We start from the raw sequence: 15,391 nt of genomic DNA on the forward strand, positions 1-15,391 counted from the left end.
AATACCCCTCCGGCTACTCATATCTCTACTCTACTATATCGGTTAAGCACACAATGGGATATAGTTCCATTCCCTTTATACTTATGTCCGAATCTAGTAAATATTCAAAAGAGACTGCCCGGAGGTTACTCGTTGTTAAATCTGTCCGGATGCGATCCAAAACGCTGGTTGTTGTTCAGCGCATTAATGCGGCTGATTTCATCCTCTGACAGCTCGAAATCAAAGATATCGGCATTCGCGATAATCCGCTCTTCCTTGACCGACTTAGGAATAGTCACGATACCGTTCTGCAGATCCCAGCGCAGGATGACCTGAGGCAGCGTTTTGTTATGGCGTGCCGCAATGTCAGCAATCACCGCATTGTCCAGCAGATGGCCTTGGGCCAGCGGAGCCCACGCTTCAATCTGGATGCCCTGCGCCCGGCAAAACTCACGAAGCTCAAGCTGGCTAAGCAGCGGATGAAGCTCGACCTGGTTAACCATTGGCTTCACGTTAGCTTCAGTTAAAAGATCTTCCAAATGATCTATCTGGAAGTTCGAGACACCGATCGCCCGGACTTTGCCATCCGCATACAGCTTCTCAAGTGCACGCCAGGTGTCTTTATATTTGGCTCGGATCGGCCAATGCACCAGATACAGATCTACATAGTCCAATCCCAGTTTGCTGAGACTCAGGTCAAATGCCGCCAGCGTAGAATCATACCCCTGATCGTTATTCCATACCTTGGTGGTGATGAACAGCTCTTCGCGGGCAACCCCGGATTCACGGATCGCCTGGCCGACTCCCTCTTCATTACCATACACAGTTGCTGTATCAATGCTTCTGTATCCGGCCTTAATTGCTGCTTTGACAGAATCCACAACCTCTTGACCTTCCTGGACCTTGAACACTCCCAGACCAAACCAAGGCATTTCTACACCGTTAGCTAACTTCGTTGCCGATTTTAGATTCATCATTATAAGAATACCACCCATCTATATAATTTGGATTGTTGCTAGAACAATGAGGCAGGGATCAGCTTGCGGCCGCCCTTAATCAGGGTTGAATCCAGTGCATCTCCTTTATCACCGCCAAAATACAGCTGCCAGTACACGCCGAAGCGGATGCTGACATCATTCTTCACCAGCTCCGGCGGCGTAACGATCAGCCACTGGAACTTCAGCGCCTTGGAAATCTCGAATACCGGATCAAGCACGTTATTGGAGACCATTTCACCGAACGGATTATCGTACAGGAAGACCGTCCAGCCTTTATTCTCACGGTTGACGCGCTTGTGGGTCATAATCATCATCGCCACCAGCAGCTGAACCGACTGGCGTTGACCGCCGCTGCCGACGGCCTCATCCAGCGCCCCGCGGTTAATGACCTCCCAATCCGAGTAATGGTACTCTTCCGGTGCTGCGTAGAGGAAATAATTCTCGGTCACCGGTTTATATACCTGGAGCACCGGGAAGCGGTTCTGCAGCGCGGCATACACCATCCGCCCGTCATTAATCAGCTCTCTGACTGCGGAAGCCGGAACCTGTTCGATCTTCGGGAACTTCTCCAGCAGGCTGCTGATGCAGCGGTTGAAATACTCACTGACCAGCGGTTCGATGTCATCTGTCGTTCTCGGAACGATAATATTCTTGTAATTCAGCCGGACCAGCGGGAAGGCATGCCCGTTCTCATTATGAATAATCATCCGGCGTTCCATCCGCTTGAGAATGTCGGTAATCTGCACGACCCGCTTCGCGGCACGTCCTACCCACAGCTTGCGCGACAGCTCCATATCTTCCTTGTCACTGCGGATACTTTCAATCTGATCACGTGAGCTCTGGAGCATGGAGTCCAGTACCTGCAGTGCAATCGAGAAATCATCCCAGTGAACCGTGTTCAGGCGATCCTGAATTTTGGTCTCCAGCTCTGCGTTCCAGCCGGACTTGGCCAGTCTGCCGCTGAGTGTTGTCTTCTCTTCTTTGACTTTGCGCGAGATCTCCGCACGCTGGCTGCGGCTCTCCTTGCTGCGCAGGAGCCAATCTGCAACCAGCTGCTCACAGTTCTCCCGCACATCCAGCTGCACCTCTTCCGGAACATCCCGCAGCTGTACGCGGCTCTCGACATGGGTATCCATGACCTTGCTCTGATTGGAGAGTGTCTGCAGCCATATATCCATAGAGGCAAGCGCCTGCTTGCTTGTATTCAGCAAATACTCATTCTCTCGGAAGCGCGCACTGAGCTCTTCTTCCTTCTGCGCCAGCGGCTCATGCCAGAGCTCTACAGCACGCTCGTGCTTCTCCTTGATGGCCTTCTCGGATTTGCCCAGCTCCTTCTGCAGGTTATCCAGCTCCGCCATACAACGGATGTAGGAATCACGGATATGCTGATAATCCTCATCCAGAATTCCCGTGTCACTCTTCTGGCGCGTTCTGGCCGACTGAATAACCTCGGGCGAATCGTCCGGTTCAGGTGCGGACTGCCATCCGTCATCGACCTGCTGTACTGCTGCTTCCAGGTCAACCAGCTGTTGCCCTGCCGCTTTGATCTGGGCAGCCCGTGTGCGGATTTCCAGCTCATTCTGGCTGAGGGACTGCTGCAGACTTTCCACGGTACTCAGCAGCTGCAGCAGCTTATCCTGTACAGCCTCATCCGGCACTGCTTCTTCCTGCACAGTATCTTGTGCAGCACCGCCATGTTCACTTGGGAAGTGGATCTCCGGGAACCAGTTCTGCAGCCGCGGGAACAAGGAATATTTAGCTTCTCCCAGCCATTTCTCACGCTGCAGGGCGAGGCTGTCCATATCTGCCTTTAAATGTGCCAGCTGCTGTTCCTTAACGGCAATCTCTTTGCTTAAGCCTGTCTTCAATTCAACTGACTTTTGTTTGTCCTTGTAATCCTGCTCCTGCTTCCGGCTACGCTCCGCCCACTCACGCAGCGCCGCTGCCCTGGCCTCATGCTCGGTTTTCTCGGCCTCACTGACAGCCAGGTCTCTGGAAATTCCGGATAGAGTCTCTTCATTCAGCGACATTTCAGCGTTCAACTCATTCAGACTCTTGCCAAGCTCCTGCTGCAGGGTCTCTAATACCTTCTGTCTGGCCCGAAGACTTACGGTGTGTTCACTCTGGAGCAGCCGGTCATACTCCTGTCTGGCTGATTTCAGCTTCGCCAGATACCCTTCCGCATCCTGCAGCTCTTCTTCCCGCTCTTTGAGCCGGGAGGCGATCCCTTGCTTCCAGTCCAGGAAACGCTCCGGCTGCAGCACCATCTGTGGCCCCTGATGGGAGAGCAGCAGGAATGAAGCTCCTGTGGCATCCGCCATTTCCTCACGCACGAAGACCGGGACAGGCGATTTGAGCAGAAGCTCCTGAAGCAGCTCAGGCTGAAGCTTAGCCGATTCACGCTTCGTTACAATCAGCCCGTAAGGCAGCAGCGGGTGACGTTCCAGCTCCTCTTCACGGACCAGGTAAGACTGGTCGTTCAGATATGCACTACCGATCATGGAGCTGATCTTAAGGGCATCCAGGGCATCCTTCACTATCAGGATATCATTATTAGGCAGCCAATAGGCTTCCTGCTGCAGCTCTACATCCAGCAATTGATTATAGTATTCCCGTCTGAGCCGCTTCGTCTGCTGCTCGGCATCATCCAGCCTGCGGATGAACCGTTCCTGGATAAGTGATTGGGCCTCGAACAATGCCGTCGTCCCGAGCAGCTGATGTTCTTCATACATTTCCAGCAGAACTACGAGCTGTGACCAGAGCTGTGACTCCTTGCCCATCTGGCCTTCAATCCGGTCCGTAAGCTCCTCCGCCTGGCTTGCAGCCCCCAGCAGCTTCTCAGTCAGCCGTGTATGTCTGGTATGCAGAGCAAGCTTCTCTTCTTCTGCGGATTTGCGCTGCTCGTTCAGGACAACGATATTCTCGGCAATGCTTCTGGCTGCAATCAGCGTGCGCTGAAGGGCGGCTGCCGGTGAATGGGCAGCCTCCTGCCCGTGGCGGGAAGCGAACACTCCCAGATCTTCGGTATACTGGCGGATGAGCGCCGTCAATTCATGAATCTTGCCCTCAAGTCCGCCGAATTCAAGCAGGAATGCCTCCCGGCCTTTGCGCAGAACGGCCTCTTCTGCACCCAGAGCCTGCTGGCGGCCGCTGAAGAACAGCATTCGCGCCTGCCACAACCGGTAGACCTCATCCCACTGCAGGCGAAGCTCCTGCTTGGCCGCTTGGATAACCTCTTGACGCTCCTTCATCGCAAGGGAGCCTTCAATGGCTTCAATTTCCTTCTGCCACTGCTCCATCTGGCGGATCTGCAGTCTGCGTCTGGCTAAATAATGGGCAACCTCAAGATCCTTTTCCTTGATCTTCGATTCCTCCAGCCGCTGCTTAGCCCGTGCCTGATTATCCGAGACCGCTTTGAAATCATCCTGTTTGCGGTCACGCTCTTCCTTGAGCTTCAGATACTTCAGATTATCCGTCTCAAATTTCAGCTGCTTCGCTTCCTGATAATGCCCGGCTAACTCATCCGCAGTTTTGCGGCGTTTGTCTTCGGCATTCTTCAGCTCATCATAGATCACGGTGTACAGCTGCCGTCCAAGCAATTCCGTTTCCTGAAAGCTGCGGTCAGCCTCCGTCCCCTGCTTGACAGCCTCGTAGAGCGGGGCGGCAAGTGAAGTGAATTCGGCAAAAGCCCGTTCTCTCTGCTCCAGCATCGGCAGCCGCTGTGCAACCGTAGCAGAATCTATGAACATCCGCTGAAGCGAGCCTTCATCCTCGCGCATGCTGCCGTTCAGACTGGACCCGATTTCCGGAATAATCAGCTTCTCGAACAGATTATGGTTGGTGAAGGCATCATTCTTCTGGAAATAGCCTTTAATTCCGCCCTCCTCGCCGTTGATTCTCCGCATATTCCGCCATTCATCAATATGAATATCCCGGTCTGCCAGAAAAGCATAATATTTCTTCAGGTCCGAGCTGTGGCTGCCATACGCAACGATCTCATTACGCCGCTCACGGACAAATTGCTGAATCGCTTCAAAGCTGGCCGGAGTGTTCAGCTCGTGATCATAGAGCGGCAGGGTAGACAATGTAAGCTCCGCATTCTCATCATAATTGAGCAGCGCATAGAGCAGATAATCTACTTTGATCTCCAGCTGATCCACCGAGTTCTGGGCAGTCATTGCGATTCCGGTGGTTATGTACTCCGTCCGTTCCGGCTCGTCCAGCCGCCATTCGATGGCAACGTGGAACGTATAGGGCTTCAGCTGTTTTTTGTGATTATGGAAGAAGGCTTCTACCTGGTTCTCATTATCTTTACCCCAGGCAGCCTTGGGCATCAGCAGCTGGAATATCGACTGCAGCAGCACGCCCTTTCCTCCGCCGTTCATCAGCGTAATCAGCGTGTTGGACGGGCCTTCCTCATTGCACAGGTCGAGGATCATATCCTCATATTTCTTCAGCATCTTCTCATATTTAAGTCCGGCGATGCGGATTCGCTCAATGCGCGGCATGGGCTTCCTCCTCCTTCTCGCTGAGTGTCCGGCCAATCAGGGCCTTCAGCTCCTTATAGCGGTCCACATCATGATAGAGATAACGCATCCGCTCATACAGCTCTTCCCGGGGGAAAATCCGCTTCTCATTCTCGGAGATGAATACCAGATGCTCTTCCTCCAGCAGCTTCATCCCCTCATGGATCAGGCCGATCCGTGAGCCGGCGCCGCGGGTCAGCGAATCGCCCTCCTCCTGGCTTTTGGTCTGCATATACAGGCTGCTCCATACTTTGTGCATCGCCTGAATATCCAGCCGCCACTGCTTGCTGAAGCTGCCGTCTTCGTCCATGTCCATCCATGTCTGGAACAGGGCGGATACCTGATCCGAGAGCTGTATGTAGGACATGCTGTCCTGACCCGGCTTGAAATGCTGTTCATCCTGATCCATCTCAGCCAGGAACACCAGAATGATTACGTTGATGATATGCATATGCGTCTTGCGTTCGATGCGCGAATATTTATTGCGCAGCTGTGTGAAGTTACTGGCAAAGCCGGAGCCCATTGGACTCACGAGCAGGTGCAGACGATGCCCGGAGTTCATAATCCGGCAGCCGGCTTCCTTGGCTACATATTGTAAGGCATCATAAGCAACGGTATCCTGCAGGCATTCGGCCGCAGCGGGATCATCAAGTGATATCACCTTGCGGCGAAGCAGGTCGAAGAACAGCCGTGAAGCCTGTTGTACTTGCTCTAACGAATAACTCATGCTGAATCATCTCACTTCTCTACTATAGTAATGGTATAAGGACTGATCTCCAGGCCGGGCCAGCGGATGCTGTCCTGCTGCCCGTTAGCAATCCTGGTCTGCAGCACTTTGCCCCGCAAGGTCTCAAGCTCCGGGTGGTCCGCGATCAGACGCCCAATCAGCTTCTGACATTCGTCGGCCCCGCCGTGACCTTCCGCTTCCTGCTCCTGCACCTTAATTTCGGTATGGAAAAATTGAACCCACAGGTCCACCGCATTGGGAGTAACCGCCCAGCGCCGCTGTTCATCCTCCGTGAAAGCCTCTGCCGAGAATGTAAAGCTTCCCTGTTCTGCCAGTCCGGCGAAGACCGGCAGCCAAAGCTCAGACACCTCGGTCCACGGTATGCTTTTGGGGACATAGTGGAGTTCTTCCTCCTCCCCGGCTTCATCCGGGTCGTCCGGCAATTCGTCAGGCAGGAAGCCGACATCCTGCTCTTCCCAGGCCCAGGCCAGCGGATAAATAAAGTCTTGGCTGGGAGAGAATAGCCCGCTGATCAGAGTTTCCATGCTGTCTCCATCCGGCAACCCTTCCGGCTTCACCCATTCCTCCCAGACATGGGTACGGAAGTTGAAGCCGGCGGCACCCCAGAACAGCTCCGGGAAGTTGAGCCTGAGATTGGTTTCCGCTTCAAAAATGCTAAGTACCACTTCGGCAAGCTCATCATGCACCCGACGGGAGAGTTCGACCCGCTCGGAGAGCAGCCGCAGCTCGTTGAAGTCGATGACATCCTTCTCATCATTGGCCAGCCGGGCCAGCGAGCGGTGAATATTATCGAAATGCTTGCGTTCTTCGTCAAATTGCTGGTGAATCTCCTCCAGCCGCTGGTGCCGCTGAGCGCCATATTCGCTGAAGATATGCTTCGGATTGCGGCGCAGCGCATTGCGGTATTCCTGCTGCTGCTGCGTCATCTTCCGCACCCGGGAGATCAGTTCATTCACATCCTGCATCGCCCTCGTTACCCGTCCATGCTTGATATGCATCTGAATCTCGAGCAGCTTGATGCTGATCTGAAATTCGTCAATGATCTCATGGCTCATGAAGATCAGCTCCATCGCATATTCGGAGAGCCGGTAGATTGTGGTCCCGTTCTCTTCCCAGCTGGTCCGGGTAGCATCTTCATCCACTGTGAAATATTTGTATTTCTGCACCGCCATCTGACGGGACTGATCATCGTAATAATTGGCCTCGAAATCCCCGCCGTTTCCGCTCCACAGCAGCCCGTCCACCAGCCGTTCCACCGATTCCGGACTTCCGAGCCTCGCGATGCCGAAGCGTTCAAGCGAGCTCCACGTCAATTCGACCAGGTCCTCCCTGGATCTCTGCTCATTCGATTCCAGCTCCAGATAATAGACCTGCAGCAGCACGCTTAGAGCAATCATTTCCTTATAAGGCTGAAGCTCGCCGAGATTCATGCCTGCCCCCAGACTCCATAGGGGATTCAGCCGTTTATTCCGTTCTCCAAAATCATTCCAGTTCATGCTCCAGCCAACCTCGCCATCACTTCATAATTTACCTCACAACATAACATAAACCCACATCTGCCCCGAAGGGTGAAGTATGGGCTAGGATTACGATAAACGATATATTGGGGAATGTATGTTTCTATCCTCATGTCTTTCTATTATATCAATGTTTCTCAGATCTGGCTATTTGCAAAAAATAATAGAGGAGCCCGCAATGGGACCCCTCTAAGTTTCGCTTGGGCACCCGGATGGATGCAGCTACTTATATTTCACATTCAACAAATAATCAAGATTAGCCTTCACCGCAGGCCACTCGTCATCAATGATACTGTACAGCGCATTATCCATAACCATGCCGTCAGAGGTGAGGCGCTGCTTGCGCAGCACGCCTTCCCGGACAGCGCCAATCCGTTCAACCGCCCGCTGCGACCGGAGGTTGGTACTGACAATACAGAAGTTAACGCGGATTAATCCGAGTGCCTCGAAGCAGTACTGCAGAAGCAGCGACTTCGACTCCGTGTTCACTGCGGTTCTCCAGTAATCCGGCGAAATCCAGGTGCAGCCGATCTCTGCATTGCGGTGCGTCCGGTCCAGATGCATGATCCGTGTAGTGCCGGCAATCCGGCCGGAAGCCTGCTCAATGATGACAAAAGGGATATCCGTACCTTTGGCCTTGTTCACCAATGCCGCGTCTATCAATTGTCCTACCTGCTCTTCTGTACTGATCCTTCTCCAGGTATATTCCCAGATCAGCGGATCGTTCAGCACCTTAACCAGCTCCGACTTATGCTCTTCCATCAGGGGCACAAGCCTGATCACGCCGCCCTCCAGTTGCTCAGCATTCTTCGAAATCATGTATCAGCCCTCCTGACTTTTGATTACCTATTTAATGAAGCAATTTATTTCCGCTCAGCGATTTGGCCGGCCAGCAGCTGAATGAACTCCTGTACGCTGAGCGATATTTGTGAACTCTCCGCACGGCCCCGTACGGAAACTGTACCGTTGTTCTGTTCCTGATCTCCGAGTACGAGCATATAAGGCACTTTCTCCAGCTGCGCTTCACGGATTTTGTAGCCCAGCTTCTCATCCCGCGCATCCAGCTCAACCCGCAGTCCGGCCGCCTGCAGCTGCTCTTTAACCTCGAAGGCATAATCAGCATGAACCCCGGATACAGGCAGCAGCTTGACTTGCACGGGAGACAGCCATAGCGGAAATGCTCCGCTGAAGTGCTCTGTAAGAATGCCCATGAACCGGTCAATGGAGCCGAATACAGCGCGGTGAATGACTACCGGACGGTGCTTTCCGTTATCTTCACCAATATAAGTCAGATCGAACTTCTCCGGCATTTGGAAATCCAGCTGGATTGTACCGCATTGCCAGCTTCTTTTCAAGGCATCAAGGACATGGAAATCGATCTTGGGCCCGTAAAAAGCGCCGTCTCCCTCGTTCACCCGATACTCGATCCCGTTATTCTTCAGCACGCGTTCGAGCGATAGCTCCGCCTGATCCCAGAGTTCTTCAGCCCCCATATAATCATCCGGACGTGTGGACAGCTCCACCTTGTACTCGAAACCGAATACTTTGTACATCTGATCAATGAGCTCCAGCACCCGGCTAATTTCATCCTCAATCTGTTCCGGCAGGACAAACAGGTGGGCATCATCCTGGCAAAAAGTGCGGACGCGCATCATTCCATTCAGCGCCCCTGAGAATTCATGGCGGTGGACCTGGCCATATTCAGCAATCCGGATCGGCAGCTCCCGGTAGGAACGAAGGCTGTTCTTGTAGATCAGCATATGTCCGGGGCAGTTCATCGGTTTGAGCGCAAAATCTGTTTCATCCACTTTTGTGAAATACATCTCGTCTTTATAATGATCCCAGTGTCCGGATTGCTCCCATAGCCTTCTGTTCATCATCAGGGGTGAACGGACTTCATCGTAATCACTATACCTCTGCAATTCACGCGAGAAGTTCTCCAGCTCTGTACGGATGATCATGCCCTTCGGCAGATAGAACGGCATGCCCGGCGCTTCTTCGGAGAACATGAACAGCCCAAGTTCCTTGCCCAGCTTGCGGTGGTCGCGCTTCTTCGCTTCCTCCAGCATGTGGAGATGCTCCTCCAGCTGGGATTTCTTGAAGAATGAAGTTCCGTATATCCGCTGGAGCACCTGATTATCTGAATCCCCGCGCCAGTAGGCTCCCGCTACGCTAAGCAGCTTGAAGGCCTTGATCCGGCCAGTTGACGGCATATGCGGCCCCCGGCACAGATCAGTGAATTCACCTTGCTCATACAAGCTGATCACTGCATCCTCCGGCAGGTCACGGAGCAGTTCAAGCTTAAGGGGCTCCTCCAGCTGCCGAAACAGTTCCATCGCTTCACTTCTGCTGACAACCCGGCGCAGAATCGGCAGATTTTCTCCGATTATCTTCTCCATTTCCCGCTCAATCGCACCCAAATCCTCCACGGACAACGGCCGTGCTATATCAATATCGTAATAGAATCCATCCTCTATGACCGGACCGATACCCAATTTAACATTCTGATCCCCGTAGATCCGTTTGACAGCCTGGGCCATCAGATGAGCAGTACTATGTCTATGGATCATTAGACCCTCAATGCTGTCCGCCATTATAATTTCAACGAGGCTATCCTGTTCAACCGGGTGATCAAGGTCAACGAGCCTGCCGTCGATTTTACCGGCTACCGCATTCTTCTTCAGACTTGCACTGATTGACTCCGCAACCTGCGCAACTGTGGTGTTACGCGAATACCTCCTAATTGTTCCATCCGGCAGTTTCACTTGAATCTCCATGATTGTGGCCTCCATTTCTTCAGGTTTCTGTTAGTGTGATTTGAACGCAAAAAAACGCATCTCATCCCGGAAAGGGACGAGTGCGTCTAAGCTCGTGGTTCCACCCTAATTCGACTATGTATCTACGGACCCCCGGCTGTTCGGCGGAAACGTGATAAGCACAATCCTCATGGCATCCGTTAACGGGGATGGGGCGGTGGCATTTACAGCCTCACTAACAGCAGGAGGGTTCAGTGTCACGGCTGCAAAGGGGTAACATCCGGCTGGTCTCTGTAAGAAGCTCTCACCTTGCACTTCTCTCTCTGGTCAGTCCTGGGAGGATATCCTGTCTCTGGTCATTGCCTTAGATATGGTGTTGCTTGGTTACATAATACTGAATGCCTTCGCTAAAAGTCAATACTGCGGTGAAAAAATAGTTGTATGCCGCTGTCCCCCGGCAATCTATCCGTTAATATCATTCACTTGAAATCCGCGAAATAATCATACCCGTTTCTTCAACCGTAGCAGCAATATAATCCGCTCCGGCAGCCGATAATTCCTCCTCCGAACCGTAGCCGAATAACACGCCAATGGAAGGCACACCGCAGGCCTTCGCCCCGATAATGTCATGCTCCCGGTCCCCGATCATCAGCGCCTGTGCGGCAGGAATATCATTCTGGTCCAGCACATACTGGATCACCTCGCGCTTCTTCGAGCGTGTCCCGTCCAGATTGCTGCCAGCGGTGAACCTGAAGAAGTGATCCAGCTTGTAATGGCGGAGAATTTCCTCAGCAAAGACCGTGGGTTTGGATGTCGCCACATACAGGCTGAATCCCTGATTCCGCAGGTTCTCCAGTAACTCCGGAACGCCTGGAATCACACTGTTCTCGAACATGCCGAGCGTCCGGTAACGCTCCCGGTAGAAGTCCACACCCTGCAGGGCAGCTTCATGTGTCAGCCCCTGGATTTGAACAAAAGAATCATAGAGCGGCGGCCCGATATACGGGATCAGCAGGTCAGGATGCTCCACCTCGATCCCTAGCTTGTGCAGCGCATATTCCACGCATTTGGTGATGCCTTCTTTGGGATCGGTTAATGTGCCGTCCAGATCAAATAAAATATGATGCATCGCGTCCTTCACTTCCGTTCGTGCTCCCTTCCTGTTTAACTTTGTTCATCATACCTTCCTTTCTTCATACTTTCCACACACTTGTCTACTAACATCACTATGTAAGCTATATTTGAACCTGGAGGATGTAACATGAACATGACGCATTATATGTCCCTGCTGGCGGACAATCAGCCATGGAATCTGATTCTTTTTATGGCGATTCCCGTGATTTTTGCCGAGACGATTACGGTTACAGAGTTTATTATTCTGTTCACCAAGAAGCTGAACGGGCCGCTCCGAGCGTTCAACCGGGTATGCAGTATTCTTGCCGGACTCTATTTCACCGGAGTTTTCCTGTACTTGTTCCCTACCGCCTTCATCCCGCTCACCGCAAATGGCGAATGGCACACCTGGGTGGATGTGGTTGCGGTAAGCTTTTATCTGAGCGGAGTCATCTTCCTGCTGCCTCTGGCCCTGCTGGATCTCGGTCTCATCGCCCGCAAACGCAGTGAAGAGAGTAAGCTTAAGCTACATTTCCTGCTAATCAGCGGCTTCCTCGTTGTTGCCCACATCGCGATGATCTTCGGAATGGTGAATCCGGAAATTATGGGCGGAATGGCTGGAATGAACCACTAAGAGTTGAGTCACCTAAGTTTATAAAAGATTGACAGGTGTCCGGGGAGGCTATAGAAATAGCTGCCCGGGCGCCTTTTGGTTTTCATTACGCACAAACCCGTCAGAATGAGATTGCTACCAGCTATCCGAAGCATGTGTGCTGCTGAATTTTGTCTCATCCGTCCAATCAATCCCGGAGCATCGCGTATATGATTTACTAACGATGGAGACTGGATAGAGATGGGTGAATTCATGAAACTACAAGACGTCAAAAAGGACTATGAACTGATCGTCAGCTTAGGTTCATCTTGTGCGCCGGCAATTAACCTGAAGAGATACGGTCTACGGAAATTCTCAATGCCTCTAGACTGGATGATTTCGTATTCACTGGCCGATGTCAACCGGCTACTAAAGAATGAGTTCAGGAACTTTATGGATTTCAGAAATCTGCATCCGCTGGATGAGACCCATTTTTTGCTGGATGATGGAGATCCCGTGTATTTGGATCATTCCAGGAACAATCTGTCACCATCTTATTTCATACGGGACTCACTGTATAACATCATCTCCGCCCACGATTTCCCGATTATTACAGGTCAGGGCTGGAGCGCTTCCTATCCCGCCTACAGACTGAAGCTGGAATACCGGATCGGCCGGTTCTGGAACAGTCTGCTCAGCAGCGACGATAGTTTATTTGTCAGATGGTTTGCAAGCGCTGAACAGGTACTGGAGCTGCATATGATTTTATCAAAGCTATTAAATAACAAGAAATTTACAATCCTCATTCTTAATCCTATACCCGGCCTTAGTGCAACACGAGAAGCGGAATGGGGTATCGGCAATGTCTGCGTTCTGGAAGTGCCCGGTGATATGAATGATTATGCGAATTGGGATTACATCCTGCAAGGTATAAGTCTAAATCATTCTTAGTTATCTCCTAAAAGCAACCTCACAGCGTGTTCCTACGCCCACCTTACTTGTAAACACAATCGTACCGCCGAGCAGCTCGACCAGCTTATTCACAATGGAAAGACCGAGGCCGGAGCCTCCGTATTGCCGCGAGCGGGATTTCTCTACCCGGTAAAAACGGTCAAAAATAAAGGGAAGCTCTGCCTCCGGAATACCGATTCCCGTATCCTCCACAACAAATATTGCTGAGTCCGGAGTGAATCTTAGACTCACCTTGATCTGTCCCTTTTCGGTATAGCGGACAGCATTCTCCAGCAGATTCATCACGATTTGCTCCATCCGTTTGCCATCGCCTAATACTCTTACCTCCTGCCCGTCATCGTACGAAGCTGTCAGCAGCAGACCTTTCTCCTTCGCCGGTAATTCCACCCTGCGGACCGCCTGATCCATGATCTGTCTGAGATTGACCTGTTCCAGGTTCAGCGGAATTCTGCCCTCTTCCATCTTAGCCAGCTCGAACAAGTCATCGACCAGATGCTGCAGCCGGTGTGCTTCCTGATCGATGATGTCGAGATACAGCCCCTTCTCTTCCTCCGTCTCATATAACCCGCTCTTCACTACCTTGGCATACCCCTGCAGATAAGTAATCGGTGTCCGCAGTTCATGCGAGATATTGGCCAGAAATTCCTGGCGGGTATCCCTGTAACGCTGCAGGTCAACGGCCAGATCGTTAATGGCTCCTGCGAGGAAACCAATCTCATCCTTGCCGCGGATGGTAAGGCGTGTCTCCAGTTCACCGGCGGCGATCTTGCGGGTGGCTCTCTGCATCTGCAGAAGCGGACGGGACAGGACCACGGCAATGATCCAGGTGATGCCGAGCGCCAAAGTGAACGCGCCAATCCCCGCGAGCAGCAGAATATTGCGCACTGAAGCCAGCGATTCTTCCATATTCGTGGTAGAGGACATTACATACAGCGCCGAACTGACCCCATCCTCACCTGTGATAGGTTGTCCAGTGACGAAATACCGGTGCCCCGCTGGATCTTTGTACAGGAAGCTGACTGTTTTGCCGGTAAAAATGTCTGTAAGATCACCGGTCCGGATGAACGCCCGGTCCGCAGAATCGTGAACGCCTGAATGCAGATTCGTACGGCCATCAGGAAGAATGTTAAATATACTGACATTGGAGAATTCAGCAAACGTCGTCATCATCTGGCTGGTCGTGGACTCCTTGGACTGGGCCATGACCGTGAAATGGGAGGCCAGCTCCTCCGTTTCCGTCTGCATTTCGTTGTAATAGAAGCTGGTGAACATCCTGTCGATCACCATGCCCAGCGACAGCAGCACGATCAGGAATACGGACATAATGACCAGCCCAAGCTTGGAGCCGATGATATTATGTTTCATCCGGACTACCCGTGACCTGGAATTTATACCCGAGGCCCCATACCGTTTGCACCGGATTATACGCCAGGCCCGCTCTCTGCATCTTTTCGCGGATATTCTTGATGTGGGTGTCGATGACCCGGGTTTCACCGCCGTAATCGTTGCCCCACAGCCGTTCGACCAGCTCGTCGCGGGTGAATACCCGTTGTCCGCTACGCGCCAGCAAGGCCAGGAGATCGAACTCTTTTAATGTAAAATCAACGTTCTGGCCCTGTACACGCACCTCGCGTGCCTCCGGGTAAATCCGCAAATCGGGATACTCCAGTACTTCTTCCCGGGGCGCCAGTGACTGCGTCAGTGCAGAACGGCGGAGCAGCGAATGTATCCGGGCCAGCAGCTCCTCCGGCTCAAACGGCTTGGTCAGATAATCATCTGCGCCGATGCCAAGACCCTGCACCTTATCCTTAATCTCCGAACGCGCGGTGAGCATCAGGATGGGGATATGACTCTGCTCCCGGATCAATCGGCAGACCTGCCAGCCATCCATGTCAGGCATCATCACATCGAGCAGAATCAGATCAAACGCGTGCTGCCCCGCCATGCGGATGGCCTCCTGCCCCGTTGCAGCTTCTCTGGTGCTGAACCCCTCGTTCAGCAGATATATACGCAGCAAATTCCGCATATTCCATTCGTCGTCTACTATAAGTATTTGAGATTTGGACAAGCCGTTCACCCTTTTCGTGGACTGGTTAATAGTTCGTGCATTCATTATACCCAAGTGGAAACGGTTATGCTTTCTTACTTGTTCTATAAATAAAGAGGCCGGCAGCGGGTCCCGCTGCCGGC

At 52.4% G+C, this 15,391-nt stretch carries 11 protein-coding genes; 2 read left to right on the forward strand and 9 right to left on the reverse strand.

Translation table 11 applies throughout. The features are described 5' to 3' along the window. Positions 1–125 precede the first annotated feature (125 nt). The 7 genes from NYE33_RS23940 to NYE33_RS23970 form a co-directional block, all read right to left on the reverse strand. A complete protein-coding gene (locus NYE33_RS23940; protein WP_156118783.1) occupies positions 126–959 on the reverse strand; it encodes an aldo/keto reductase in 834 nt (277 codons plus the stop codon). A 35-nt stretch (positions 960–994) separates the two neighbouring features. Further along, positions 995–5,485 (reverse strand): hypothetical protein, encoded by a 4,491-nt coding sequence (locus NYE33_RS23945; RefSeq protein ID WP_341067919.1) that lies wholly within the window; start codon positions 5,483–5,485, stop codon positions 995–997. Beyond that, positions 5,472–6,230 (reverse strand): DUF6063 family protein, encoded by a 759-nt coding sequence (locus NYE33_RS23950; RefSeq protein WP_336100199.1) that lies wholly within the window; start codon positions 6,228–6,230, stop codon positions 5,472–5,474. Before NYE33_RS23950 ends, NYE33_RS23945 begins: the two co-directional genes overlap by 14 nt. Positions 6,231–6,241: 11 nt before the next feature. Further along, positions 6,242–7,747: a hypothetical protein gene (locus tag NYE33_RS23955; RefSeq protein WP_042137094.1), complete on the reverse strand. Its 1,506-nt coding sequence runs from the start codon at positions 7,745–7,747 to the stop codon at positions 6,242–6,244. A gap of 243 nt (positions 7,748–7,990) precedes the next feature. Next, entirely contained in the window at positions 7,991–8,587 is a 597-nt protein-coding gene (locus tag NYE33_RS23960; RefSeq protein WP_076248334.1) for a GNAT family N-acetyltransferase, read from the reverse strand. Positions 8,588–8,631: 44 nt separating this feature from the next. Continuing rightward, positions 8,632–10,545 (reverse strand): threonine--tRNA ligase, encoded by a 1,914-nt coding sequence (gene thrS / locus NYE33_RS23965; protein ID WP_042137090.1) that lies wholly within the window; start codon positions 10,543–10,545, stop codon positions 8,632–8,634. Between the two features lie 454 nt (positions 10,546–10,999). Continuing rightward, complete coding sequence (locus NYE33_RS23970) at positions 11,000–11,665, reverse strand: HAD family hydrolase (RefSeq protein ID WP_341067921.1); 666 nt, start codon at positions 11,663–11,665, stop codon at positions 11,000–11,002. Between the two features lie 120 nt (positions 11,666–11,785). On the opposite strand from NYE33_RS23970, the gene NYE33_RS23975 reads away from it, so the two are divergent. Together NYE33_RS23975 and NYE33_RS23980 are read left to right on the forward strand one after the other, a co-directional pair. Further along, positions 11,786–12,271, forward strand: a complete 486-nt coding sequence (locus tag NYE33_RS23975) for a DUF6803 family protein (RefSeq protein WP_042137086.1) — start codon at positions 11,786–11,788, stop codon at positions 12,269–12,271. Between the two features lie 231 nt (positions 12,272–12,502). After that, positions 12,503–13,180: a DUF1796 family putative cysteine peptidase gene (locus NYE33_RS23980; protein WP_042141169.1), complete on the forward strand. Its 678-nt coding sequence runs from the start codon at positions 12,503–12,505 to the stop codon at positions 13,178–13,180. Here the strand turns inward: NYE33_RS23980 and NYE33_RS23985 are convergent, their stop codons facing one another. Both NYE33_RS23985 and NYE33_RS23990 read right to left on the reverse strand, forming a co-directional pair. Next, positions 13,181–14,566: a sensor histidine kinase gene (locus NYE33_RS23985; RefSeq protein WP_076248336.1), complete on the reverse strand. Its 1,386-nt coding sequence runs from the start codon at positions 14,564–14,566 to the stop codon at positions 13,181–13,183. Further along, entirely contained in the window at positions 14,556–15,314 is a 759-nt protein-coding gene (locus tag NYE33_RS23990) for a response regulator transcription factor (RefSeq protein ID WP_076248338.1), read from the reverse strand. The genes NYE33_RS23985 and NYE33_RS23990 overlap by 11 nt, the downstream gene beginning before the upstream one ends. Positions 15,315–15,391: the final 77 nt, after the last annotated feature.

Origin of the sequence: Paenibacillus sp. FSL R10-2199 (assembly GCF_038000235.1) — a bacterium.
Classification (GTDB): Bacteria; Bacillota; Bacilli; order Paenibacillales; family Paenibacillaceae; genus Paenibacillus_AQ; species Paenibacillus_AQ phytohabitans.

Coding starts and splice junctions, on each gene's coding strand:
- NYE33_RS23945 (WP_341067919.1), bottom strand. CDS start 5,485: ATGCCGCGCATTGAGCGAATCCGCATCGCCGGACTTAAATATGAGAAG.
- NYE33_RS23950 (WP_336100199.1), bottom strand. CDS start 6,230: ATGAGTTATTCGTTAGAGCAAGTACAACAGGCTTCACGGCTGTTCTTC.
- NYE33_RS23955 (WP_042137094.1), bottom strand. CDS start 7,747: ATGAACTGGAATGATTTTGGAGAACGGAATAAACGGCTGAATCCCCTA.
- NYE33_RS23960 (WP_076248334.1), bottom strand. CDS start 8,587: ATGATTTCGAAGAATGCTGAGCAACTGGAGGGCGGCGTGATCAGGCTT.
- thrS (WP_042137090.1), bottom strand. CDS start 10,545: ATGGAGATTCAAGTGAAACTGCCGGATGGAACAATTAGGAGGTATTCG.
- NYE33_RS23975 (WP_042137086.1), top strand. CDS start 11,786: ATGAACATGACGCATTATATGTCCCTGCTGGCGGACAATCAGCCATGG.
- NYE33_RS23980 (WP_042141169.1), top strand. CDS start 12,503: ATGAAACTACAAGACGTCAAAAAGGACTATGAACTGATCGTCAGCTTA.
- NYE33_RS23985 (WP_076248336.1), bottom strand. CDS start 14,566: ATGAAACATAATATCATCGGCTCCAAGCTTGGGCTGGTCATTATGTCC.
- NYE33_RS23990 (WP_076248338.1), bottom strand. CDS start 15,314: ATGAATGCACGAACTATTAACCAGTCCACGAAAAGGGTGAACGGCTTG.